The organism is Acinetobacter cumulans (genome assembly GCF_003024525.3).
GTDB classification, from domain to species: Bacteria; Pseudomonadota; Gammaproteobacteria; order Pseudomonadales; family Moraxellaceae; genus Acinetobacter; species Acinetobacter cumulans.
Genome location: NZ_CP035934.2, coordinates 2,387,496 through 2,411,241, shown reverse-complemented (window position 1 = coordinate 2,411,241; position 23,746 = coordinate 2,387,496). Strand labels below are relative to the sequence as shown.

The window sequence follows — 23,746 nt, the reverse complement described above, 5'->3', positions numbered from 1 at the left end:
TTACACTGCCGATAACATGCTCAGCTGAAGATATTAGTCGTCCTACTTTGCAGCGCTGGAAGTATCCACCTGATAAATCAGCCGAAGCAATTGAGTTGGTGATGAAGCAGGCTGAGACCTTGTCAAATGCTTGGACGAGTGCTTAACTAATAATTCGATATTAAAACCACTTAGTAATAAATTATATTGAAAAACATTAATGGATTAGCTAGTAAACATAAGTCCAACGAGCTGTCTGCTCGTTGGATTTATTTAGCTTATATCAACCGTATTGGTGTTCAATTCGCACAGTAGCTCTATCCCCATCTACACGCATCCAATAGTCAGTACCGTAAAGATGTGCCTTTAAACGATTTAACCTTGGAGCAATGCCAGACTGATTGATGTCGTAAAAGTTTGAATGCTGCCCTTGGAACATTGGAGCTATACCAGCATTCATTGATGGCACGTCACCATAAGAAATACTGTGAGTAATTGTATTTTCTAAAAAGGGATGAACAGTTTGGAATAACTCTGTATCAGTCCAATTATCCATATCTGTGTATTCTTTTTTTACAAAGAAAATCAGTCTTTTACTTATATCACCGATAATATCGATCTCATTTTTAGACAGGATGCCAATCACATCATTTGAATCTTTGTTCAGCCAGACCGCTTTTATGATTGGCTCTACAAGATCAGCCAACATTTCATTTTCCGTTTGACCTTTGAATTGTTCATCACCGAATTGAGGCATTTTCCCTGAAGCTGTTTTCAATTGGACAACAATGGAGTGAACTTCGAACCTTGGAGATTCATCAATCATTATATCGATAAAGCGATTGATATCACCTTGAGATTTTACATACATGGCTCGCCAAGAGTTAAATATGGTGGTGCTGTTTCGCGTACCACATCGAACCTTGAAGTCTGAAAAACAAGTATCTACAGCTTTTTCATAGTATTCACGATTTAAAAACTGACCACTGGAAAGTCGGTGTGCAGTCAAGGTTTCAGCCATGAGTTTTAATCAAAGGATTGACCGTCATATTCCTAAAGCGTCCATTTACAAAGGGATTAAAGGTGTAATCGTGTATAACTGGTATCACCAATTGCCCTAACTTGGTGAGGTATAAATCAGGAAACCCAGTTGGCATCCCAGTGGGTTGATGCGTAAAAATTTTTAGGTTTTTTGCTGAACGTATTTTTTTGCCATGGTGTTATACATTGAAAGTGCAACTGGCTGTATATGCGGTGGATAATTGGTAAAGCTTCGATTTCCAGCTTTGGTCACATGATTCAGCATTTCCAGAGAATCAAATTGTTCTTGGGCAGTTAAAATATCACGGGCATGGATTGGCATGAGTGTCTCCCATATCATAAGCATGATTTAAAAATTTAAATTGAGTTGCTGAGCATATTTACGTGGACGACCAGCATTTGATGTGTTTTCTGGAACTTCGCCGAGTTGGAAGCCTCGTGCACCTTTCATATTGCTAAAATCAAACAGCTGTGAGGTTTTGCAAATGTAATCAAAGGTTTTATACAGATACCCCAGTTTTTCAGTATCTGCATAATGAACCATGCCAATTGCACAGTGACGATAAGATTCCTTTCTCATATTGCAGATATAGCTAGTGCCTTGGCCCTGTGTAACTTTGTTCCACAATTTGCCCATGCCTTGAGCGAGGGTAATATCTTCTAAATTTTTATTCCCGTTGAACAGAAAGTAGCAGTGCACATGAAACCCAGTACGGACGGTGTATTCGAAGCGAAAGATATAACCCACAAGCATTTTCATGACTGGATTATTCCGTTTGTTATTCAGCAGCTTTTGAGTACATGCTTTGATATAAGCCAGATCATGCTTGGAGCGAATTTCTTTCAGGCTATAAGCATTTTTCAGTAAAGTCTGTTGATCTCGCATAAGGGATAAATCCATTCGAACGACCAATAACCTATAGTAGACTTCCAGCAATTGTTGAATGTATCCAACGCAAACCATTTTCATATTTTTGCAATGGTTATTTTGGTCACGGACTTTTTTTTTGACTTTAGGATCGTTCATATACGACATAATCAATTCTACTAAGTGTAGTAAGGCATCAACAAACAGCTGAATAATTTCAAGATGACGTGAAGATCCAACGCCTTGAGTTGCCAGTTCATTGAATTCATCTTGAGTAAGTTGAGACCGAGCATGATCAAATGCAAGACAGGCCACACCAGGCTCTATCTCTGGAGGTGTGTATGCATGAAGCAGTTCAAAAAAACGTTGCATTAAAGGTTCAATCGGTTTTGCAAATTTACGAAAAAAACGATCAGTTAAACCGTGCTGTTTTACAGTTAATATCTTAACAATAGGGGTTTTACACTTCAGAACAGCTTGCACAAACTCAATTTTCTGCAATATCGGCATAACGATATTGTCTAGATGATGGATGACAACTCTCTGGTTTTCACCGTGATTCAGTACTGTGTGTTGATGATCAAATTTCGCTTGCTCTAGAAGCTCATGATCAAACATCGTAAACAGTCCAGCTGTATTGGATAATTTGGGTTTAGTCATGTCTAAGCCTTGAATTAAATGGAATTGACTTAAAAACACAACGATTAAGTAAAGCTTTCCCTTGGACACTGTGCTAAGGCAGTGTCCATGCGGGAATATCATTCGGTTAAGTGATAGATGTTTTCAGTACTTGTATTTATATGAACATTGATCCAATTATTCAAACTGTATTAAATACATTTAAATAATTGAATAGTATATAAATGATATAAATACCGTAATTCAAACCCTAAGCTAATCCGAAGAGCTAAACTCAAAAGTTGCGTGAATCGTGCATGTTATTGAGAAACTGTTTGTACAGAATTAGCTCACCGAATCGGCTCGATCTCGGCAGGACATTTTATTTCTAATCCACTCTTCAACTTCGCTGACTAACCAGCGTGAAGCTCGGTTTAACTTTACTGGTTTGGGGAAGTCAGGGTCGTAACGTTTCGAGCGTGGGTTTAGTCGGTCATAAATGGATGACCGAGATAAACCAATCAGTTTGATAAGCTCACGAAGCCTAAGCATTTGAACTGCATCGTAGGTGGTATTCAATTTCATCTCCTTGTGTCGTGTTGGTTTGATTTGGAATACTTCAAACCAGTTAACACAAGATACTCGGATGAAAATGCAGTTTTAATAGGAAGTGCGTGGCCAATTTTTCATTCATTCAGAGGAATGACTGCTTTTCAGTAAATTTTTTAAACCCTGATATAGTTCTTTGTTTTCTCTTAGGATTCTTTCAGTATCGCCGACATAACTATATTCATTGATTTTTTTTGATTCTATTTGAGAGCCTTTAATTTTATTGACGTACTTGTTGTTAGCAGTATCGAGAAGCTTTTTTAATTCTGCTAATGCTTTACGATCATGAATTGAAATTTTAGGATCTAATAAGCTTGATAATCGGTTTATCTGTTTTATGGGGGATAATTTTTTTGATGAGGAGGTTTTATAGATCTTTTGTTTAATTAAACTTGTTTGTTTTAAAAATCTTTGGCTTAAAAGGCTATTAACTCTATTGATCTGTTCTTTTAACTTACTTTCCTTATATTTATAATTTTGAATTGTTAATTCTCGAATTTCTGATTCGGCTAAATTATTTACATGATCAATAATTTGCTCTAATAAGAATTTTATTCGAGGGGTATACTTTTTTATCTCTGATTTATATTTTCTTAATTTAAAATTATTTGTTAATTCATCTATATTTTTCTTCTGTAGACTACTTAATTCTTTAAGTAGTCTTTTATCATCAAAAGAAAAATTTAAATCATCCCAAAGTTTTTCATGCTTATTTTCATATTTCTTAATAAAGTTACTTACGAAATGAATATATGCTTCCTCTTTCATTTGCCTAGGTATTTGGGAAAGATAATTTTTTTTCCGGGCATTGATCGTTTTTTGAAGTGGCTCAGGTAAGGTTTCAGGAATATAACTATCAAAATGTTGAGCATAGTTTCTCAGCAATTTATTATAAATGACTTCTGCTGCATCATGTTTATTATCTTTAATAAAAGAACGATAGTTTCGTATTTTTTGAATAATTTCATCATAATGTTTTGGCAAATACTCAAAATCGAGCTTTTCAACTTCATCATTCCCATTTTTATCTGAAAAATAAGCCTTAACAGGTTTGTTACAAAGCCTTTTAATTTTATTTTCTTTTGATTCTTGAAATAAGCCTTTATCATGTAAGGCATATATTGCCTTTCTTAAATCTTCTTCATTAGATGCCATGAGGATAGATTTATGGGAACCTAAAAATGGAGTCGAGCGGATTTTTTCAAAAATAAATAGCTCTAGCATGTTGATTATTTTAATTTGATTATCTAGTTGATAGTTTGGCATGATCACTCCTGTTCATACAGAGCTTATTATTTTATTACAGTATTACCATTAAAAAAGCTGAACCGTACCGGGTTTGTCGGAGACATTTTTATTTAAGTTAGGCCACGTGACCTAACGGGTTAATCTTATCATAGTACATTGCTTCAAACTCAAAAGGCGATACATAACCCAATGCGCTGTGTACACGCTTTTTGTTGAACCAATCTACCCAATTTAATGTCGCAAGTTGTACATCCGCTAAACCTTGCCAATCTGCTTTTAAATATTCAATCACCTCTGTTTTGTATAACCCATTCACTGTTTCAGCCAAAGCATTATCGTATGAATCACCGGTCGTACCGACTGATGCTCGTAAATTTGCTGCTTCTAAACGATTGGTATAACGAATGGAAAGATATTGCACACCTCTGTCACTATGATGAATCACGTTCTTTGGCATGCCTCGATCATGCAATGCTTGCTCCAGTGCATCGAGCACCATGTCTGTATTCATCCGTGTTGATACTTTCCATCCAACAATTGCTCGCGAGAACACATCAATAATAAAGGCGGTATAGACCCAGCCTGAATGAGTTTGAATATACGTGAAGTCACCGACCTGAGAAGCATTGCTTCGCAAGGGTCAGGATAATCAGCAGTAAAATTACGTTTCACTAAATCATCCGCTCTTTTTTGATCATCTCGGCTACGGGTGGTGTATTTATTCTTCCCACGCCAAACACCCTGTATACCTAGCTTCTTCATCAAGCGAACCACTGTACAGCGTGCAATAACATAACCTTCACGTTTCAGTTGTTGCCAAACTTTACGTACACCATATCGACCTGAACTTTCTTTCCAAATTCGTTTAATTTGTTCAGCATGATGCAAATCATGTAGATCTCGCTTTGCTCGATGTTCTGGGTTTTCAGCAATATCTAGTGTTCGATAATAGGTAGAAGCTGAGATCGGTAAAATCCTACAAATCGCCTCAACACCATATAACGCCTTATTGTTATGGATGAAATCCACCATTATTTGTGTGGGCGGTCGAGCTCCGCCTGGGCGAAAAAAGCGGCTGCTTTACGCAGAATTTCATTGGCACGCTTTAATTCTTTGATTTCACGTTCCATTTGCTTCATTTTTTCTTGATCAGAGATCTGTTGTACTTTGATAGGATTTTGCTCATCTAAATGCTTTTGATGCCAAGCACGAAGTGTTTCAGGAGTACAACCAATCTTAGGCGCAATAGCTGTGATCGCAGCCCAATTAGATGGATAGTCTTTTTCAGATTCAATCAATAATTGAACCGCTCTTTCTCTGATTTCAGGGGTATATTTTAATTTGGTCATCGGAACATTCTCTCAGAATACTGAGTCTCCGACAAACCCGGTACGGTTCATTACGTGAAGCAGGATTGGACATTGATGCATTTAAAGATGTAATTCAAAAAAGATATATAAAACATCTTCCAAAGGAAATAGTTCCTATTCTAATAAAAGAATTATGGAAATTTTGCTTTATTAAAAGCGATCCTAAAATTGATGAAAATCGACATTTTAATGCAGAATTTTTATTCCAAATAATCACACATTATCCTGAACAGTGTAAGGAGATCTTTCAAAAGGAAGATTACATAAATAAGGTAACTACAGATGATAATATTTTATATGTTTATATAGCCTTACTCTCAAGATTTGAGTTTATTTATGATCTACTTGATTCGAGTGGTAGAGCAATACTTTCTAGCTATTTAACTAAACATGAAAAAATGAAAATTTATTGTCCATTTTTATCTAAAAATATTTCTGAACATTTAAAAGAGTTTTTACCGAAAGCAAATCATGAAACATTTAAATATCTATTAAAACTTTCAGAGAAATTTTCAATTAAAAATGAAGTTATGATGCTAGGGCTAGAGGAATACGGTAATTCTACAAGTTATGATGAGGCTGATGCTAATTTCAATATTTACATTGAGGATTATTTAATTGATTATAATTTTGCAATGTTCCAAAAGTATTTAGAAGTAAGTGAGAATAACTCACAAATTTATGATAGACGAAAATTCTATGGAAGTAATAATTTAGTTTACAAAATTTTATTTAAAAAATTTGCAATACTAATGGGATATCACGAAATAGATTCTAAGAAATTTCCTAAATTTTTTAGTAATGTTGATAAAATTAATATTGAAAAACAAGTCAAAGAAGAGGAAAAGCCTGAAAAAGATTTTTTAAGTGCATTATTATCAACTGATGATGATTTACCATTTTAATTATGTCTTGTATCATCAACTAATTGTTGTTGATGTAGTACAGCAATAGCTTCCCACTCATCATAAGTCAAAATAGGTGCAAAAGTGGTTACTAATTTAATAGTAGTCGCTTTGTTCTTTCTGAGAGTCTCGACTTTAGCTAAACGCCTTTGAAAGTCTTTTAATACCTTAGCCATACAATAGCTTTTTTTATTTAAAGAATATGTCAGAATATTTTTAATCTAAAAAACAGATTGTAAATATTAAAATAAACAGTTTTAACGATTTAAATTCATTCTTTATAGTGTGCGCATTAAACAAGCAAATCCAATACAAGCATTTACCAGTGGGCTTGGGTGGATCTTTTGTAGAATGCTGGCAATGAGGATGTACGAAATGTTAAAACTAATGACGGCTGTAATCGTAGCGACTGTACTGAGCGCTTGTGCTTTCGATCCTGTGGCTTATGAGCAATTGCGCCAAACAGAAAATTTGCAACACAACCGTACAATGGGCTAAGCACAGTTATCATCGGTTGTTTGTGTAAAGTAAAAGCAATTAAAAAAAGCCCTGAAGAATCAGGGCTTTTTAAGTGTTTATTTTTTAAAGTGAAGCCTAAATATAGTTAAGCCACTTTTTCTGGTAAATCAAACCAAATCACTTGTGTGTCTTCTAAGGCTTCAATTTCACTATGCTCTAGAAAGGCAATTGCACCGCCAGTTTCAATGGTATGTTCTGCAATTTTGATTTTGCCTTCTACCACATGCACATAGTTTAAATGCTGGGTTTGCTCAACAGGTAGTTTTTGACCTTTGCTGAGTACCGCAGTTTTAACTTCCGCATTTTGACGGATATGCATCGGTGCATTTTCATTTGGTCCACAGATCAAATGCCATTGATTTGGCGCTTCATGTGGGTCAAGGCGAATCTGTTGATAATTCGGTTTTGCATCACGCTCATTTGGAATAATCCAAATTTGCAGTAAATGTACCTGTTCATCGCCTTGATTCATTTCGCTATGACGGATACCTGTACCAGCACTCATCAATTGCCATTCACCAGTAGCAATACCGCCGTGGTTGCCCATACTGTCTTTATGTGTAATGGTGCCTTTTAACACACAGGTTAAAATTTCCATATTGTCATGTGGATGTTGCCCAAAGCCTTGATGACCATCAATGAGGTCATCATTGATTACACGAAGTGCACTCACGCCCATATAGTCGGGGTTATACCAATTACCAAAAGAGAAGCTGTGTTTAGATTCAAGCCAGCCCATTTTCACATGGCCACGGTTTTCACTTGGATGTAAGAACGCATTCATGATGGTCTTCCTGTATTATTTTTAACTTGAAGTTATTTTAGTGTTTTATATCTGTTTTAAATACAGCGAAAAAGCAATATTATGTTGCAAAAATGAGATGATAAAATTAGCTTTAATCAGCATAGTTTGACTAAAAGGTGCTGAGTTACAACATTGGCAATGGATATTCTGTGCATATTATTTGGGTTATAGTGGTCAAATATTAGTAATCTAAAATAGAAAAAGGCGTTTCTCTTTGTAAAAAAACGCCTTGTTTAAGCATAAGCAGGCCTTCGATTATTCTAAGAATTTAACCGTTACGCCTAATTTTACTTTCTTACCAAGATCGTTAGCATCCCAGTTGGTTAAACGGATACAGCCGTGTGAAGCAGTTTTAGAAATTGCAGACGGATTAGGTGTACCGTGAATACCGAATGATTTTTTGCTTAAACCAATCCAGATATTGCCGACAGGACCATTTGGACCAGGTGGTAATGACAGTGGCTTTTTGTTGTTGCCCTGAACAAAGTTAGATGGCGAGTAGCTGTACCAAGGGTTTGGTGCAACGCCTGTCACTTTGTATGTACCTGTTGGTGATGGTGTGTCTGAGCTACCAATGGTTGCAGGGAATGAACCGATCATTTGGTTACGACTGTTAAATAAATACAGTTGTTTTGCACCTTTATGGGCAACAATCAAATGAATGTCTTCTGGTACTTCGTTACGAATGTTCGCAACAATGATCTTTTCACCAGCTTTTGCAAAAGTTGCTTTAGGATTTAATTTCTTTAAGAAATCTTCGTCCATGTGGAACTTTTCACCTAACATTTCAGTCACACGTGTGTAGTACAAGCCTGGCATTTTGGCTTGAAGTGCGTAGTCATGTGGAATTGACTTTGCATACGGGCCTTTAATATCTGCATCGGTAATGGTGTATTCAATAAATGCAGCTTTGCCAGCTTGGTTAGCAACAAGCTTATCCCAAGTTTCTTTGGTCAGTGTACCTGTAGGTTTAATGCCATTCATCTGTTGGAAAGAGGCAATCGCTTTTAAGGTGTTTTTACCGCTAGAGCCATCAATTGCACCAGGTGACGCATGCGCATTGTTTAGCATCACGTGTGCACGTGCATAAACAGGGAATTGGCCTTTACCAATATTTTCAAACCACTGCGCATTATTCATGCCATCTAAAGTCCAAGAGGCTTTAGCCGCAGGTGAGGTTGTCGCTGGCGTTGTTGTGGTTGTAGCATTACCAATATCAGCTGTCTGATCTTCAGTATTTTGTAATGTATTGAGCGTATCAGAAGCGCTATTTAAATCTTTTTGTTCTTGAGCAGTAATTTTTGCAGAAGTATTCGCGACAGGCGAAGAAGCAGCGTCAGAAGCTAGAGGATCAATTGGGTCTTGAACAGCAACATCTGTGAGAACTTTTGGATTTAATGGTTGTTCAGCAGTAGATGCGGCTAAAGCTGTACCAGCAAATATGCAACTTAAACTCAAAGTGAGTATTGTGCGAACGAACATATAATTCAACCTTAAGAATTATTCATTTACTATGTGAAAAACGGCTACAAGTATTGCAGAAAAAAATGGGCGGTGCAGTAATTGTTTTGTGTAATTATCATTTTTAGCATTGAACTTGATCGGTTTTTAAAACGCTGAGAAGTTATTAAATTATGAGCCTTTTTGTTATTATGGGCGAAATGTCGAGAAATGATAGGAAAGTACATGACGACCTTAAAAAATGATCGTTTTTTGCGTGCTTTATTGCGTGAACCAGTTGATACAACACCTGTTTGGATGATGCGTCAAGCTGGACGTTATTTACCAGAATACCGTGCCACGCGTGCGACAGCGGGTGACTTCCTATCGCTATGTAAAAACCAAGATTTTGCTTGTGAAGTCACTTTACAGCCTTTACGTCGCTATGAGCTTGATGCTGCGATTTTATTTTCAGATATTTTGACCGTGCCTGATGCCTTAGGCTTAGGTCTGTACTTTGAAACAGGTGAAGGTCCAAAATTTCATAAAACAGTACGTACCGAGCAAGATGTTGCGAATTTACCTAAGTTAAATGTCAAATCTGACTTAGATTATGTCATGAATGCAGTGTCAACCATTCGTTCAGCTTTGGGTGGTCAAGTTCCACTGATTGGTTTTTCGGGTAGCCCTTGGACGCTAGCAACTTATATGGTTGAAGGTGGTTCAAGTAAGGATTTTCGTTTTACCAAGCAAATGATGTATGCACAACCTGAAGTTTTGCATGCGTTGTTGTCGCACTTAGCCGATGCTGTAACCGATTATTTAAATGCACAAATTGATGCAGGCGCACAAGCGGTGCAGATTTTTGATAGCTGGGGTGGTGCTTTGGCACATCGCGAATACATTGAATTTTCGTTGAATTATATGCAACGCATTGTGAATGGTTTACAGCGTGAAAAAGATGGTCGTAAAGTCCCAGTCATTTTATTTACCAAAGGCGGTGGTCAGTGGTTAGAGCCAATGATCGCAACGGGTGCAGATGCTTTTGGCCTAGATTGGACAACCAACTTGCACACTGCACGTCAAACAGTAGCAGGCCGTGCAGCATTGCAAGGTAATCTAGACCCAGCAACTTTATATGGCACGCCAGCTTCAATTGCCAAAGCCACCAAAGCGATGTTGGATGATGCTTATGCCAATGGTGAAAAAACGGGCTATGTTGCAAACTTAGGTCATGGAATTACACAATGGGTCGATCCTGAAAACCCACGTGCATTCATTGATACTGTGCATGAATACAGCGCTAAGTATTTGTAAAACATACTTGGAAATACTTAGGATTCAACAGTGATTGCCATTTTAAAATCATGTTTTGAGTTCTCATATAAGGCAGCTTCGGCTGCCTTATTTGGGATACTGCTGTTAATTGCCTTTGTGGTGACGGCTTCGATGGGAAGCACAGAACATTGGGGCTTTTTCCGTTACGACTATTTATTATTTTATGCCCTAATTATTCAGATCTGTTTGCTGTATTTAAAATTAGAATCTTGGGCTGAAGCTAAAGTCATTGCGCTATTTCATGTGGTTGCAATGGTCATGGAAATATTTTTAACTCATCCGCAAATTGCATCGTGGCAATACCCACAGCCTGCGGTATTTAAAATACTCACTGTACCTTTATTTGCTGGGTTTATGTATTCGGCAGTGGGAAGCTTTTTTGCGCGTTCCTTGCGTTTATATCAGGTTTCATTTGAGAAACTTCCTAGCATTGCCAATATGCTCAGCCTTGCTGTGCTGTCTTATATTAACTTTATGAGCAAGTTTTTTATTCCGGATTACCGTGCGGTTTTGTTTGCATGGAGTGTGTTTATTTTCTGGAAAACTAAAATCACATTTAGATTGAATTCTCATCAATTCCAATTGCCAATGTTACCTGTATTGGTTGTTTTGGCCTTTATTATTTGGATTGCAGAAAATATTAGTACTTTTTATCAAATTTGGTTGTATCCGAGTCAGGTCGATGCATGGCACATGGTGGGGTGGGCGAAGTTAGGTTCTTGGTATTTATTGCTTTTATTGAGTTTGGTTCTGGTGCTAAACATACTGGGTGAACGTAGCCAATTAGGCCAATGGCGCTTAAAAGCTGAGCCAAATCAGTAGTTGGTCGAATATTACAATTTGACTTCAAAATAGCTTTGCTTTTGGGTAAAGCTTTCGTCTAATCTACAGTTGCGTAAAGTAATACGCTAATTAAAAAATGACACTCATAAAGTGATTTCTGGAGAAACATCATGTTAAAAAAAATAGCTTTAGCTGCCGTTTTAGCAGTAGGTTCAACAGCTGCATTTGCTGATCGTGATGCGGGTTGTGGTATCGGTTCACAAGTATGGGCTGGTCAGTCTGGTAAGCTTCCAAAATTACTAGCAGCAACAACAAATGGCATTTTCTTTAACCAACTTTTTGGTATTACATTTGGTACGATTGGTTGTAATGGTTCAGGTACAGTAACTGCACAAGCAGTGACATTTACCAATGAAAATTCTGAAGCTTTGGCGCGTGATATGGCAGTAGGTCAAGGTGAGAGCCTGAACGTATTGGCTGAATTACTTCATATTAAAGCAGAAGATAAAGCACGTTTCTTTGCGGTATCTAAAGCTAATTTTGCAGAAATTTACGCATCTGAAAATTCAAATTCACTTCAAGTATTGTCTTCTTTACAGTCAGTAATGGCGAAAGACGAAGTGCTCAAAGCATACGTATAATCATGCAGTACAAAGCCCTGTCTATATGACGGGGTTTTTTATGCCTTTTTGATTCATTATTGCTTAGATTTTAAATTATGAAATTACTGTGTTGGTTGGTGGTGCTGTGTATTCCAAGTGTCGGACTTGCAGCGATAGAGCGTGCTCAAGCGAGTCCGATAAATTCCGCTAATCCGCCTATGCCGATTCAGAACTCATCTAGTCAATATGTAATTCATGCGGAGAAAATTCAGCACTATATACAGCAAGCACATACGCTTCAATTGGCACAACGGCCAACATGGCAAGCTTTAATGTATCGTAATGCGAAAGGGCAAAGTGATGTTCAGTATGCAAAGTATTTTGTCAGTGCGAAGGGTGCACAAGATTTACAAGCCGAACTCGATGCCAATGTAGAGGCATTATTTAAAGCCAGTGAGGATAATGCATCAGTACGTTGCCAATTTCCTGCACGTAGCCAATGGCTTATTCAGGTACTAGAGATTCCTGCAACCGAGTTGCCTGTAGTTCATTGCCCTGATTTAGATGATTGGTACAGTAAAATTAAGCCTTATAAAGCCACAGTGATTTATGCCACTGACTTTATGGGCAATCCTAGCTCGATGTTTGGTCATACCTTATTAAGGATAGATCCTGCCAATCAAAAACAGCTGAACTTAGTATCCTATGCAATCAACTATGCGGCAACGGTACAAAGCGCAGAGAGCTGGTCTTATGCATGGAAGGGTTTAACAGGACAATATCCTGGTGAATATTCACTGATGCCATATTATCGCAAAGTGAAGGAATATGGCGATTTTGAAAGTCGTGATTTGTGGGAATATGAGCTGAATTTAACAGAGCAGGAAACGCAGTTTCTGGTGCTTCATATTTGGGAAATGCAGCATGTCAGTTTTCCTTATTATTTTGTGAGTGATAACTGTGCATATCGTATTTTAGGCCTACTTGATTTGGTCCGTCCTGAGTTGCATTTAGCAGAAAATTTTAAACACACTGCAATCCCTATTGAAACCATAAAAATTTTAGAGCAAAAGGGTTTGGTCAGCCAAAAAACATATCGACCAGCTCTAGAAACACAATTGCTCGCACAAGCCAAACAGCATGGGGCACCGCTAGCTGGTCAGGCACATCAAGTGGCATGGTCTGAGCCTACACAGATGGCTTCTGCACTTGCGCCGTATACGCAAAGTGATCAAGCTAAAATTTTAGAAATGGGCTATGACGATTTATATTTGGCCTTTACCTCATCTAAAGTGCCTGCAATATTTGCACAACCACGCTTACGCCAACTGTTAATTTTGCGTAGCCAAATTCAGCTAGATAAACAGCGCGAAGAGGTCTCTACGCCTGAGCATGATCCATCACAAGGGCATTATGCTAAAAATGTAATGTTGGCGACGGGCGAATCGCAAGGCAAGGGATTTGTCGAAATATCACATCGGCAGGCCTATCATGATTTAATTGATCCGCCTTGGGGGTATCGCTTAGGAACACAGCTTAAGTTTTTAGAAGGTGCACTGCGTTATCAAGATGATCAGTTAAAACTGAAGCAGTTAGAGCTTCTCTCAGTCAATTCCTATAATCCAATTTCACCCTTTAAAAACCCACTGTCTTGGGGATTTAACTTAGGTTGGCAGCAGGAAGCTTTAGATGAACGAGGTCAGTTTAGTCAAAACACACAACATGGCGTCGCACGTTTAACGACACAAGCAGGTTATAGCTGGGCCAATGCAGCGCATAACTGGTTATGTTATGGACAATTGCAAAGTAATGTTCAAGCCTCATCTGCTTTGGATGATGGCTGGCGCATAGGTGTAGGACCGACAGTGGGCTGTCAGACGGTATGGAATTCACATATCAATAGCCTGACTCAGTTGGAAATGCCCTATTGGTCGGACAGTCATCAATGGAATCTTCGATTGAGCCAGCAAATTCAATATCTGATTCGGCCACAACATAGCTTAAATTTGAGTTATGAATATCAGTTGCAAAATCGGTCAGATTGGAATGAAGTCAAATTAGGCTATCGTTATTTCTTTCAATAGTGGCATTCGTTTAACTGGGTAACTAGTCGTGTGAAAAAAATAATATGATGCAATCCAGCGCCGAGGTAATGAGTGATGAATATGTGGGGCACTTTTCAACTGGTGGCGCTGTGAAGGATGGCTACTTTGCTTAAGTTTTCATAAAAGGTTTTGAATAATTATTAAGTTTATATTAATCATAGTTCTAATTTTGAAAATGAAAGAAAAATCAATGTATTTATAACCTATTTTTTGTGTAGTAACAGCTGTATTATGCCAACTTCTGTAAACCTTAGCATAATATATCATGCCCCAAAATGTTTCTATTCAACTTTCTGAGACTTGGAAAAGTATTTGTGATCAATACTCTGCGCTAGATCACCATTTAACAGTGGAGTTAATTACAAAAAATCTTGATGCATTTGTTGCTGCATTTTATAAGCAAATGCTACTTGAGCCTGAATCTGCCGAATATTTTTCAGATAATATTATTCAGAAACGCTTAATAGATACATTAAAAGCATGGTTATTAGAAACTTTTAATGTGGCATTAAATGGTCAATATGAAAGTGCTGTATTAAGACAACAAAAGGTGGGTAATGTACATGCACGTGTGGGCATTCCATCATGGCTCATTATGCGTGGTGTACGTGAAATAGAACGTACAATGTTTGAATATATTGCTTCAGACAACAGTACCAACTACATGAATGTGGTGAGTTATGTGGTGCAACTGCTCGGGTTTTCGACCGAGATTATGTGCCGTACTTATGAGGATAAAACGGCTAAAAACCATGAAGTTAAACATAGTTATCGACTCTTTTCTGCTATGCAGGATGTGGCAGTACACAAAGACCGTCAGCGTGGTTCATTACTCGACTGGGAAAATGATTTGATGTTTAAGATTTTCTCGGGCCAAGGTAAGTTTTATCAACAGCTATTTTCAAAATCTGAATTTGGTTTATGGTTTATACATAAGGCTTCTTATGCTTTTACGGGTTCAGAACAAGTTGGATTAATTACAAAACGAATATATGAAATAGATACATTGACAGAAGAATGTATGCTGTTAGAAGGTCGTGAACAATTAATGCTGATGGTGCAGAAAATCCGAAGTATTAACCGTGAAATTCAGCATTTGGTTGATCAGCTATTTCAAGTGACCGAATACATCGAATCTGGTAATGATGCCTTAACCCAGTTATTAAATCGCCGTTATTTAAATACCATTGTAGGGCGTGAAATTAGCTATGCACGTAAACATAGATCGGCGCTTTCTTTGCTTGCTTTGGATGCAGATTATTTTAAAACCGTGAACGACCGTTATGGCCATGCGGCAGGCAATATGGCACTAAAGTTTATTGCTGAAACCTTACAAAAATTCAGCAAGGGCAGTGACTATGCTTTCCGTATAGGTGGCGAAGAATTTTTACTTTTACTGGTCGATAGCGACTTGAGCCGCGCCAAAATGGTCGCAGAAAATATTCGAATGTGTATTGAAGATACGACATTGCAAACATCTGTGGGGGAAGACTTTAATTTTACCGTGAGTATTGGTTGTACACAGTACGATGGTCATCCAGATTACCAGCGCTTTTTAGATGCGACTGATTTAGCGTTATATAGTGCGAAAAACCGTGGCCGTAACTGTGTATATGTGACAGAAGTACAGAAAATGGCTTAACCGTAAAATACATCAGTGCGCTTGTAGATGAAGCGCACTGTTTAACTTGCTTGAGTTGATTTAAGCTTCGACCACCACATAATATTTTTTAACTTTTTCAACCACTTCAAATGCCCCTTCAAACGCTGGAGGGATAATTCCAGCTTCGCCAGCACTGACTTCAATCACAATGTCTGAATGCTTATGATGCAGGCGGACACGACCTTCAATCACTGTAAAAAATTCTTGTTTGTTGGCTGCAAAGACAATATTCCATGCACCGACTTCGCACTGCCAAATCCCACAGTCCATGTTAGGGTGCGCATAAGCACTGTAGGTATGACGCTCTGGGTTACCTTTAACCAGACGATCAGGTCGCGGATAATCAACTGCGCACGTACTATCGGTGAGTCCTTCACCTGCAAGCCAAATCTGTGACATAGTCTTTTCCTCAAACAAAAACTAAATAATTAATAATGGCTGATAAAAAAGCCCCAACAAAAGTTGAGGCTTGATATACAACAGGAATTAGTAACTTTCAGGCACAGCACTTAAGAATTCGCGACGTTCTTCTTTGTTGGTTTTAAAGTCACCTACAAAAGAAACGGTACGTGTTGTTGATTCTTGCTTGCCTACACCTCGCATCATCATACACATGTGTGCAGAGTCAATCACGACCGCAACCCCGCGAGCGCCAGTTACTTCCGCAACCGCTTCAGCAATTTGCTGCGTGAGATTTTCTTGAATTTGTAAACGACGAGCAAACATTTCTGTAATACGGGCAAATTTAGATAAACCCAAAACATTGCCTTCAGGGAGATAGGCAATATGTACACGGCCATAAAATGGCAAAAGATGGTGTTCGCACAATGAATAGAATTCAATGTTTTTAACTAAAACCATTTCACGGTTATCTGAAGGAAAAACCGCATTGTTGGTCACTTCCTCTAAAGTTTGGTTATAACCAGACGTTAGATAAGAAAAAGCTTTAGCAGCACGCATCGGCGTATCTTTAAGACCTGGGCGATTCAGATCTTCACCAACGGCAGTAAGAATGTTAGCGTAGGATTGCTGCATAGACATAGATGTGTTCACTTACACAGAGAGATTGAACAAGGAGCGCATTGTAGCAGAAAACCATTACAATGCCCGCTTTTAAGGAGAAATCCGATTACTGTTTAAACTTTGGGTTCTTTTCTGCACGTTTTAATAAGACTAATACCGCACCAGTCCCACCTTGTTTTTCAGGTGCACTGACAAATGCCAAAACATCGCGGTGCTGACGTAGCCAACTATTGACGTGGGTTTTCAAGATAGCTTCAGGGCCTTTGCCATGCACAATTTTGAGTACATTTTCATTGTTGTCTTTGGCCATTTGAATAATCTGCAAAACGGCACTTCGCGCTTCTTCAATGGTACAGCCGTGCAAATCTACCGCTTCAAACCAGCGTAAATTACCTGCTTTTAAATCTTCAAATACACGATGTTGCAAAGTTGCAATGCGGTAGCTTAAGTTGGCTTGGCTTGCAACTGGATTTAACATGGCCTGTGTATCGGAAAGCAATGTTTCATCCGTTTCTAGGGGGCCAGTCGCAGAGGCACGTTTAGCAAGAATTTGTGCATCTGGTTTTTTCTTCGTGCTCTTTGTTGTTTTTGCAACATTGCTAGCGGCCATTTTTTGCACGCCTTGCATTTGCTTGCGAAAAAAATCTAAGTCTTCTTGCTGTTCCTGTTCTGGCGTTTTTTCAATAGGTGCAATGGGTTCGGGCGCAGGCGCCGGCTTATTGATTTGCTTTTTAAAAGCATTCAGTAAGTTATATTGTTCTTTAGACAGCGAAGAATCGTGTTTGCTCATAATGGAAAAAACAAGGGAGGAGGCTAAGACAGAGCTAAATTATAGTCCCAATTGTGAAAAATGAGAAATATATTACATTTGCGCTTTATATTTTAAATCTGAGTCAGAAGAGTAGTTTACGACCATTTATAGCCAAAGCATGTAAAGCTATGCCGTGATACTTGATGTATTTAATATTCAATCTAAGTAAACACACCAACATCTTATTTCCAAACTACAGATTTAATATTCGTTGTGCTGTTTCATAGCCATTGATATAGGCACCATGGACTGTGCCTGCATATTTGAGACTACAGTGTTCCCCAGCAAAAAACACTTTTCCATCAATGTGATTTTCAAATACTTGCGTTAATTTTTGGTTGTAATGAAGTGCAGGGAAACTAAAAGAGCCATAGCTGTTCGGATCAGATCCCCAGCGTGTGATAATCAAGTCTTTAGGTTGGCCAATCGTGGTCTTAAATGTGTTCTGCAAACTTTGCTTAATCATATCCCAGACCGCATTATCATTCGCACGATCCATAAAAACAGATGCTGACCCGCCAAATAACATGAGATAGGTTGGCTTTTGATAGATGTGTGTCAAATCTAAAAGATTAAATAATTTATTATTGCTCCAATACAGCGTACTGGAATTCATCTCTAATGAAGAAGAATGAAGTGGAAGAACAGTGTCTAATTGAAAAAATACTTTATTAAATGAACCAAATCCCATGTTATTGATGGCATGACGATAGGGATCTGCTAAGGGTGGGCTAAATTGAAGATGTCCATGTTTTAATACACCTAAAGGTACGGCCACCACAATTTGTGAAGCTTGAAAGATTTGATGGTGTTGATCTTCTATTTCGACATAACCAGATTTAAGCGAAATTTTTTGAACCTTAACGTTGAGCTTAATATCAAGATCTTGTGCAAGATGATGAATCACTTGTGTATAGCCTTCAGGAAAAATGACTTCATCTCCCTCAAAATAGCCTTCATAATTTTGATATTGGCTAGAGAGTTGTTCTAAATCTGTGGCATAAGGATCATTCGCGACAAATTGAAAAAAACTAAGCAAAAGCATTTTTAAGTCTTGTGCTGAAAATGCATGATTCTGATCATCAAGTGAATTTAAGATGTTTTGCACAGCAAGCAAAGCTGATTCATGCTCACTTTCTAATAATAAAGATTGTATTTTTTCAATATAATTCTCAAAAACTTGAACTTCATATTTAGTAAATAATTGACCGTTAGCGTGAAAATATTGTGGTTGGCCGTAGTTGAATACTTGAGTTTTAATCTTAAATTTTTGGCTCAATGTCCAGATGGGGTTGTTTTGAATACCATGAATCCATGAAGCGCCTAAATCAAAAATATCATCATTCATTTTGTTAGAGTCGATTCGCCCACCAATTCGATCGCGCGATTCCAAAATAATGACGCTTTTGCCAGCATCTTGCAGTTGTTTAGCACAACTAATTCCTGCAATACCTGCACCGATAATATAAATGGGCAGACCACAGTTATTATTTTTTTTCATATATAGTTTGAATCGAAAATTGAGTTTATAAATTGATTTTATAAAAAGAATGAAAAAGGTCGATCTTTGGCAACATCACTACTATGTAATTTTACCTAAATTTACAAGGGTTTATTGCGTTAACGTAGGGATCTTTTTTTAATTATATGCACTGCGCAGAGGGCACAGAAAGAAGTATCGCATCGAGCGAAATCGTTTAGGGGTGAATGTGTTCACCCCTAAACCAAAGAATTTATTGTGACTGTGGTACGCCAAATAATTCAGCAAAAGCCTGATCAGGACGAGGCTGTTTCATAAAGCTTTCACCCACTAAGAATGCGTGAATATCATTTTCTTGCATCATTGCTACATCGGCAGGTGTAGCGATACCGCTTTCAGTCACTAACAGGCGAGAAGGTTCAAGCAATTTTTTCAAACGTAGTGATGTATTTAAATCTACATCAAAGGTTTTTAAGTTGCGGTTATTCACACCTAATAGGCAACGATCATCTAAACGGAGCGCACGTTCGAGTTCGTCTTCATCATGCACTTCAACCAGCACATCTAAATTATGCTCAAACGCAGTTTTAGACATTTCTTCCAGTTGTTGATTAGACAAGCATGCCACAATCAGCAAAATACAGTCTGCATGCAAAGCACGAGCTTCAATAACGCCGTATGGATCAATCAAAAAATCTTTGCGTAGCGCAGGTAAGTCACAATGTGTGCGGGCAATCTGAATATTTTCGTCTGCACCTTGGAAAAAATCCACATCGGTTAAAACAGATAAACAGGCAGCGCCTGCTTCTTGATATTGCTGTGCAATTTCTGCAGGGTTGAAGTTTTCACGAATTACGCCCTTAGAAGGAGACGCCTTTTTAATTTCAGCAATTACGCCTGGACGCTTACTTAACAAAGACTGCGCAAAACCGCGAACAGGGGTCGCAGCTTTAGCTAATTCTTCTACATCATAATAACTTTTCTGTTTTAAGCGGACTGCAAACTCTTCCTGCTTACGGTCAACAATTTTACCTAAGATGGTATTTGCGATATCAACCATGATGTTTTTCCTTAATCCTTAGGCTTCGTATTGTTTCAGTGTTTTTGTAAATTCAGACAGCACGTCCATTTTTTCGAGAGCTTGACCGCCATAGATAATGTCATGTGCCAGTGCAACACCCAATTTATAAGTTGGTGTAAGGCCTGATACATAGATACCTGCACCAGCATTGAGTGCAATCATGTTGGCTGCTTTATCACCTTTGGCGCTTTTTTTCTTGCCTAAAGCGTCTTTAATCAGCGCTAAGCTTTCTGCTGAACTTTCTACAGATAAACCTGTTAATGTTTGCGATTCAATATCTACATCTTCAGGTTGAATTTGCCATTCAGTCACTTCACCATTTTTTAATTCTGCAACATAAGTGCTTGATGCGAGGCTAATTTCATCTAGGCCGTCTTTTGAATGCACCACCATCACGTGTTCAGCACCAAGTTGCTTCAATACCTCTGCAATTGGGCGACAAAGTTCAGGTGAAAATACTCCAATGACAAAGCGTTTTACGCCAGCCGGATTCGTAAGCGGGCCGAGTAAATTAAATATGCTACGGAAGCCCAATTCTTTACGTGGACCTGCCGCATATTTCATTGCTTTGTGATGGTTTGGTGCAAATAAGAAGCCAACCCCAAGTTCACGGATGCAACGTTCTGTCTGTTGCATACTAAGATCTAAATTAATCCCTGCTTTTTCAAGTAGATCTGAAGATCCCGAAGACGATGACACACCGCGACCGCCATGCTTAGCAATTGTCGCACCTGAAGCAGCGATAACAAATGAAGACGCAGTAGACACGTTAAACAAGTTTTGACCATCACCACCTGTGCCGACAATATCGACTAAATTAGGCAAGTCGCTAACATCAATTTTAATGGCAAGTTCACGCATCACACGTGCAGCTGCTGTAATTTCATCGATACTTTCACCCTTTAAGCGTAAGCCCATCATAAACGCGCCAATTTGTGCATCAGAGGCTTCGCCATTCATAATGGTACGCATGACTGCTTCCATTTGTGGCTGAGTGAGTTCGATGTTTTTTGTAATATTATTTAAAGCTTGTTGAATATTCATTTGGATATCACTTATGCGTAAATTTCTAAAAAGTTTTTGAAAATTTGGTGGCCGTGTTCACTCAGAATGGACTCAGGGTGGAATTGCACGCCTTCAACGGGCAATGTCTTATGTTTTACACCCATGATTTCTTCCATAGAACCATCAATTTCATTGGTCCAGCAGGTCACTTCTAAACACTCCGGTAGCGTTGCTTGGTCAATCACTAATGAGTGATAGCGCGTTGCTGAAAAGGGAGACGGAAGATTGCTGAAAATACCTTTGTCACTGTGATACATATCTGACAAGCGACCATGCATGACTTTTTTTGCACGAATAATATCGCCGCCAAAAGCTTGCCCTATGGCTTGGTGGCCTAAGCACACACCGAGCAATGGAATTTTGCCTGCAAAATGTTGAATAGCAGGAATGGAGATGCCTGCTTCACTTGGTGAACAAGGGCCAGGGCCAATGACCAAATACTTCGGTTGCCATCGTTCAATATCTTCCAAAGTCACGGCATCATTACGGACTACTTTTACTTCCTGATTTAACTCGCCAAAATATTGCACGATGTTATAGGTAAAAGAGTCATAGTTGTCGATCATGAGAAGCATTTTAGATGTAACCTTTTGAAATTTATCTAAGTTATTCCTTTACATGCCTGAGTAATCATCGTAATGACTGACTCAGTATATAAGCCCACTGAATAATAAACATTACAAACAGAGGCTATTGGCTAATATAGCATTTATTGCACGCTTTTTTTGGTTTTTATCAAGGTTTTGAATACGCTATTTTTACAGGTTGAAATTGGTTTTAAATGAAGAATAGATATTTGATTTATATATTCATTGTAGATTCATAAAAAAGAGAGGGATCATTTAGTTGATATTTAGAGTGATTAAATTCGCCTCATAAAATCTGATATTTGATTCAAAGAATCAATCATCAAAATTAAATAAGTTTAAACCAATGAAATGATTAAAAAAGTTTTAAAAAATAATGATTTAGAAATTAGATGTTTAAAAATGTAGTAATAATGTCTATCAAATTGATTTCATAGGTAAATTTTATCATTTTTTGTGTATTTTTTTTAGCCATAGTGCTGTGCTATTTTAAGGGCGTAAGAATAATTTAAAGATGAACACAATGATAATAGATGAATTATCAAATAAAAAAATACTATTACTTCAGGGGCCTATAGGTTACTTTTTTCGTAATTTAGCTAGGGATTTAAAAGACGTTAATGCAAGTGTTTATAAAGTAAATTTTAACGGTGGGGATGAATTTTTCTTTAAAAATGGATGGAATTTTAATGGGGAAATGTATGAATTTTCATCATATATTCAGCAGTTAGTAAAGCAGTATGACATCGACAGCATTATGTTGTTTGGGGATTGTCGGCCTATACATCGTTTGGCACGTGCGGCGTTGTCAGAATTTGAGTTGGAATGGTATGTATTTGAAGAGGGCTATTTGAGGCCGAATCACATCACCTGTGAAAAAGGTGGGGTGAATGGTTTTTCAAGTGTACCTAAGCGATTTCAACAATATCTCCAGCATCATCAAGAAGATCACATTATTGCAGATGATGTTGTGGAATTAGGGCGTACATTTTGGTATGCCGCATTTTGGGCAGCCATTTATTACATTATGGCGAGTTTAAAGTCCAAGCAATATCCGTTTTACCAGCACCATCGGCCACTGACAATTGCCGAATTTTGGCCTTGGTTAAAAGGTGGGATTCGTAAATATCAATTTAAATTAAAAGAAAGGCGTATTGAGAAATATTTATTAAATTTCAAAAAGAAAGATTATTTTTTAGTGCCTTTGCAAACCCATAACGATGCACAAATTGAATTTCATTCTAATTACAGTGGAATTGAAGAATTTATTGAAGAAGTGATGTATTCATTTGCCCATCATGCACCTCAAGATACGCTTTTAGTGCTAAAGCAGCATCCATTTGATCGTGGATACCGTGAATATACGCAACTTATACAGCAACTGGCATTGCAGTTAAACATCAGTTCTCGGGTTTTATATATTCATGATCAGTATTTGCCTGATTTACTTGAAAATGCACGTGGCGTGGTCGTGATTAACAGTACTGTAGGAATGTCTGCAGTAGAATCTTTGGTTCCTGTGAAAGTCTGTGGGCGTGCGGTATACGACATCGAGCCCATGACCATGCAATGCCATATAGATAGGTTTTGGCAACAAGCTTTGGCATGGAATGTGGATGAAAAAGTTGTACAGAAATATCTGTATTTTTTACAACACACCACGCAGTTTAACGGTAGTTTTTACAAAAAAATGAGTGGATGTCAAAACCAAACAGGCGTGGTTTGGTCAAAAGTTAAAGTAGAAATATACAAGAAAAATCGTTCAACAAATCCATTGTTGAATGTGAAATAATTGAATTAATAGGA

The 23,746-nt window shown here is 37.9% G+C and carries 23 protein-coding genes, 2 pseudogenes and 1 other annotated feature; of the genes and pseudogenes, 9 read left to right on the top strand and 16 right to left on the bottom strand.

Features of this window, described 5'->3' with window-relative positions; translation table 11 throughout:
- Positions 1–18: 18 nt before the first annotated feature.
- A pseudogene (locus C9E88_RS18005) lies at positions 19–146 on the top strand (type I restriction enzyme endonuclease domain-containing protein); the annotation flags it as partial.
- 116 nt (positions 147–262) lie between these two features.
- Here C9E88_RS18005 and C9E88_RS11475 read toward each other — a convergent pair.
- From C9E88_RS11475 to C9E88_RS11450, 6 genes and pseudogenes are all read right to left on the bottom strand, one after another.
- A complete protein-coding gene (locus tag C9E88_RS11475) occupies positions 263–1,000 on the bottom strand; it encodes a hypothetical protein (protein ID WP_106985869.1) in 738 nt (245 codons plus the stop codon).
- A gap of 162 nt (positions 1,001–1,162) precedes the next feature.
- The gene (locus tag C9E88_RS11470; protein WP_106985870.1) at positions 1,163–1,342 is read right to left on the bottom strand and encodes a hypothetical protein; all 180 of its coding nucleotides are present in this window, start codon (positions 1,340–1,342) and stop codon (positions 1,163–1,165) included.
- Between the two features lie 27 nt (positions 1,343–1,369).
- Complete coding sequence (locus C9E88_RS11465) at positions 1,370–2,548, bottom strand: YagK/YfjJ domain-containing protein (RefSeq protein WP_106985874.1); 1,179 nt, start codon at positions 2,546–2,548, stop codon at positions 1,370–1,372.
- Between the two features lie 303 nt (positions 2,549–2,851).
- On the bottom strand, positions 2,852–3,091 hold the full coding sequence (locus C9E88_RS11460; protein ID WP_372658903.1) for a helix-turn-helix transcriptional regulator: 240 nt from the start codon (positions 3,089–3,091) through the stop codon (positions 2,852–2,854).
- Between the two features lie 105 nt (positions 3,092–3,196).
- Positions 3,197–4,381, bottom strand: a complete 1,185-nt coding sequence (locus C9E88_RS17700; RefSeq protein WP_178962470.1) for a hypothetical protein — start codon at positions 4,379–4,381, stop codon at positions 3,197–3,199.
- Between the two features lie 97 nt (positions 4,382–4,478).
- A pseudogene (locus tag C9E88_RS11450) lies at positions 4,479–5,712 on the bottom strand (IS3-like element ISAba34 family transposase).
- Positions 5,321–5,437: a sequence feature (AL1L pseudoknot), on the bottom strand. (Overlaps the previous pseudogene by 117 nt.)
- A 65-nt stretch (positions 5,713–5,777) precedes the next feature.
- Between C9E88_RS11450 and C9E88_RS11445 the strand changes: the two are divergent.
- The gene (locus C9E88_RS11445; RefSeq protein WP_137287920.1) at positions 5,778–6,638 is read left to right on the top strand and encodes a hypothetical protein; all 861 of its coding nucleotides are present in this window, start codon (positions 5,778–5,780) and stop codon (positions 6,636–6,638) included.
- On the opposite strand, the gene C9E88_RS11440 is transcribed toward C9E88_RS11445, so the two are convergent.
- Positions 6,635–6,814 (bottom strand): hypothetical protein, encoded by a 180-nt coding sequence (locus tag C9E88_RS11440; RefSeq protein ID WP_106986277.1) that lies wholly within the window; start codon positions 6,812–6,814, stop codon positions 6,635–6,637. The two genes, C9E88_RS11445 and C9E88_RS11440, sit on opposite strands and share 4 nt — an antisense overlap.
- Before the next feature lie 199 nt (positions 6,815–7,013).
- Here C9E88_RS11440 and C9E88_RS17925 point away from each other — a divergent pair, with 199 nt between their 5' ends.
- Positions 7,014–7,136 (top strand): hypothetical protein, encoded by a 123-nt coding sequence (locus tag C9E88_RS17925; RefSeq protein ID WP_256733489.1) that lies wholly within the window; start codon positions 7,014–7,016, stop codon positions 7,134–7,136.
- Positions 7,137–7,242: 106 nt separating this feature from the next.
- On the opposite strand, the gene C9E88_RS11435 is transcribed toward C9E88_RS17925, so the two are convergent.
- The gene (locus C9E88_RS11435) at positions 7,243–7,941 is read right to left on the bottom strand and encodes a pirin family protein (protein ID WP_106986278.1); all 699 of its coding nucleotides are present in this window, start codon (positions 7,939–7,941) and stop codon (positions 7,243–7,245) included.
- Positions 7,942–8,217: 276 nt separating this feature from the next.
- Entirely contained in the window at positions 8,218–9,444 is a 1,227-nt protein-coding gene (locus C9E88_RS11430) for a L,D-transpeptidase family protein (protein WP_106986279.1), read from the bottom strand.
- 204 nt (positions 9,445–9,648) lie between these two features.
- Here C9E88_RS11430 and hemE point away from each other — a divergent pair, with 204 nt between their 5' ends.
- The 5 genes from hemE to C9E88_RS11405 all read left to right on the top strand — a co-directional run bounded on the left by hemE (position 9,649) and on the right by C9E88_RS11405 (position 15,872).
- On the top strand, positions 9,649–10,719 hold the full coding sequence (hemE, locus tag C9E88_RS11425) for a uroporphyrinogen decarboxylase (protein ID WP_106986280.1): 1,071 nt from the start codon (positions 9,649–9,651) through the stop codon (positions 10,717–10,719).
- 33 nt (positions 10,720–10,752) lie between these two features.
- Positions 10,753–11,562 carry a DUF817 domain-containing protein gene (locus tag C9E88_RS11420; protein WP_227865948.1) on the top strand — a complete coding sequence of 270 codons (810 nt, stop codon included), beginning with the start codon at positions 10,753–10,755 and terminating at the stop codon, positions 11,560–11,562.
- Between the two features lie 131 nt (positions 11,563–11,693).
- Positions 11,694–12,164 carry a DUF3015 family protein gene (locus C9E88_RS11415; RefSeq protein WP_106986282.1) on the top strand — a complete coding sequence of 157 codons (471 nt, stop codon included), beginning with the start codon at positions 11,694–11,696 and terminating at the stop codon, positions 12,162–12,164.
- A 179-nt stretch (positions 12,165–12,343) separates the two neighbouring features.
- Positions 12,344–14,209, top strand: coding sequence for an Lnb N-terminal periplasmic domain-containing protein (locus tag C9E88_RS11410; protein WP_106986312.1), 1,866 nt, complete (start codon positions 12,344–12,346; stop codon positions 14,207–14,209).
- A 286-nt stretch (positions 14,210–14,495) separates the two neighbouring features.
- Positions 14,496–15,872, top strand: coding sequence for a diguanylate cyclase (locus C9E88_RS11405; protein ID WP_106986283.1), 1,377 nt, complete (start codon positions 14,496–14,498; stop codon positions 15,870–15,872).
- A gap of 60 nt (positions 15,873–15,932) precedes the next feature.
- Here the strand turns inward: C9E88_RS11405 and C9E88_RS11400 are convergent, their stop codons facing one another.
- The 7 genes from C9E88_RS11400 to C9E88_RS11370 form a co-directional block, all read right to left on the bottom strand.
- Positions 15,933–16,292, bottom strand: a complete 360-nt coding sequence (locus C9E88_RS11400) for a cupin domain-containing protein (protein ID WP_106986284.1) — start codon at positions 16,290–16,292, stop codon at positions 15,933–15,935.
- A gap of 87 nt (positions 16,293–16,379) precedes the next feature.
- The gene (gene folE, locus C9E88_RS11395; RefSeq protein WP_171356341.1) at positions 16,380–16,928 is read right to left on the bottom strand and encodes a GTP cyclohydrolase I FolE; all 549 of its coding nucleotides are present in this window, start codon (positions 16,926–16,928) and stop codon (positions 16,380–16,382) included.
- Between the two features lie 94 nt (positions 16,929–17,022).
- Positions 17,023–17,706: a Smr/MutS family protein gene (locus C9E88_RS11390; RefSeq protein ID WP_106986286.1), complete on the bottom strand. Its 684-nt coding sequence runs from the start codon at positions 17,704–17,706 to the stop codon at positions 17,023–17,025.
- Between the two features lie 214 nt (positions 17,707–17,920).
- Positions 17,921–19,228, bottom strand: coding sequence for a flavin monoamine oxidase family protein (locus C9E88_RS11385; RefSeq protein WP_106986287.1), 1,308 nt, complete (start codon positions 19,226–19,228; stop codon positions 17,921–17,923).
- Between the two features lie 232 nt (positions 19,229–19,460).
- Positions 19,461–20,267, bottom strand: a complete 807-nt coding sequence (gene trpC, locus C9E88_RS11380) for an indole-3-glycerol phosphate synthase TrpC (RefSeq protein WP_106986288.1) — start codon at positions 20,265–20,267, stop codon at positions 19,461–19,463.
- Between the two features lie 18 nt (positions 20,268–20,285).
- Entirely contained in the window at positions 20,286–21,332 is a 1,047-nt protein-coding gene (gene trpD / locus C9E88_RS11375) for an anthranilate phosphoribosyltransferase (protein WP_106986289.1), read from the bottom strand.
- Between the two features lie 11 nt (positions 21,333–21,343).
- On the bottom strand, positions 21,344–21,928 hold the full coding sequence (locus tag C9E88_RS11370; protein WP_106986290.1) for an anthranilate synthase component II: 585 nt from the start codon (positions 21,926–21,928) through the stop codon (positions 21,344–21,346).
- 709 nt (positions 21,929–22,637) lie between these two features.
- On the opposite strand from C9E88_RS11370, the gene C9E88_RS11365 reads away from it, so the two are divergent.
- The gene (locus tag C9E88_RS11365) at positions 22,638–23,732 is read left to right on the top strand and encodes a capsular biosynthesis protein (RefSeq protein WP_147396030.1); all 1,095 of its coding nucleotides are present in this window, start codon (positions 22,638–22,640) and stop codon (positions 23,730–23,732) included.
- The last annotated feature ends 14 nt before the right edge of the window (positions 23,733–23,746 follow it).

Excerpts from the sequence above, each read along its gene's own strand:
- C9E88_RS11475 (WP_106985869.1), bottom strand. The coding sequence starts at position 1,000 with ATGGCTGAAACCTTGACTGCACACCGACTTTCCAGTGGTCAGTTTTTA.
- C9E88_RS11470 (WP_106985870.1), bottom strand. The coding sequence starts at position 1,342 with ATGCCAATCCATGCCCGTGATATTTTAACTGCCCAAGAACAATTTGAT.
- C9E88_RS11465 (WP_106985874.1), bottom strand. The coding sequence starts at position 2,548 with ATGACTAAACCCAAATTATCCAATACAGCTGGACTGTTTACGATGTTT.
- C9E88_RS11460 (WP_372658903.1), bottom strand. The coding sequence starts at position 3,091 with ATGAAATTGAATACCACCTACGATGCAGTTCAAATGCTTAGGCTTCGT.
- C9E88_RS17700 (WP_178962470.1), bottom strand. The coding sequence starts at position 4,381 with ATGCCAAACTATCAACTAGATAATCAAATTAAAATAATCAACATGCTA.
- C9E88_RS11440 (WP_106986277.1), bottom strand. The coding sequence starts at position 6,814 with ATGGCTAAGGTATTAAAAGACTTTCAAAGGCGTTTAGCTAAAGTCGAG.
- C9E88_RS17925 (WP_256733489.1), top strand. The coding sequence starts at position 7,014 with ATGTTAAAACTAATGACGGCTGTAATCGTAGCGACTGTACTGAGCGCT.
- C9E88_RS11435 (WP_106986278.1), bottom strand. The coding sequence starts at position 7,941 with ATGAATGCGTTCTTACATCCAAGTGAAAACCGTGGCCATGTGAAAATG.
- C9E88_RS11430 (WP_106986279.1), bottom strand. The coding sequence starts at position 9,444 with ATGTTCGTTCGCACAATACTCACTTTGAGTTTAAGTTGCATATTTGCT.
- hemE (WP_106986280.1), top strand. The coding sequence starts at position 9,649 with ATGACGACCTTAAAAAATGATCGTTTTTTGCGTGCTTTATTGCGTGAA.
- C9E88_RS11415 (WP_106986282.1), top strand. The coding sequence starts at position 11,694 with ATGTTAAAAAAAATAGCTTTAGCTGCCGTTTTAGCAGTAGGTTCAACA.
- C9E88_RS11410 (WP_106986312.1), top strand. The coding sequence starts at position 12,344 with ATGCCGATTCAGAACTCATCTAGTCAATATGTAATTCATGCGGAGAAA.
- C9E88_RS11405 (WP_106986283.1), top strand. The coding sequence starts at position 14,496 with ATGCCCCAAAATGTTTCTATTCAACTTTCTGAGACTTGGAAAAGTATT.
- C9E88_RS11400 (WP_106986284.1), bottom strand. The coding sequence starts at position 16,292 with ATGTCACAGATTTGGCTTGCAGGTGAAGGACTCACCGATAGTACGTGC.
- folE (WP_171356341.1), bottom strand. The coding sequence starts at position 16,928 with ATGCAGCAATCCTACGCTAACATTCTTACTGCCGTTGGTGAAGATCTG.
- C9E88_RS11390 (WP_106986286.1), bottom strand. The coding sequence starts at position 17,706 with ATGAGCAAACACGATTCTTCGCTGTCTAAAGAACAATATAACTTACTG.
- C9E88_RS11385 (WP_106986287.1), bottom strand. The coding sequence starts at position 19,228 with ATGAAAAAAAATAATAACTGTGGTCTGCCCATTTATATTATCGGTGCA.
- trpC (WP_106986288.1), bottom strand. The coding sequence starts at position 20,267 with ATGGTTGATATCGCAAATACCATCTTAGGTAAAATTGTTGACCGTAAG.
- trpD (WP_106986289.1), bottom strand. The coding sequence starts at position 21,332 with ATGAATATTCAACAAGCTTTAAATAATATTACAAAAAACATCGAACTC.
- C9E88_RS11370 (WP_106986290.1), bottom strand. The coding sequence starts at position 21,928 with ATGCTTCTCATGATCGACAACTATGACTCTTTTACCTATAACATCGTG.
- C9E88_RS11365 (WP_147396030.1), top strand. The coding sequence starts at position 22,638 with ATGTATGAATTTTCATCATATATTCAGCAGTTAGTAAAGCAGTATGAC.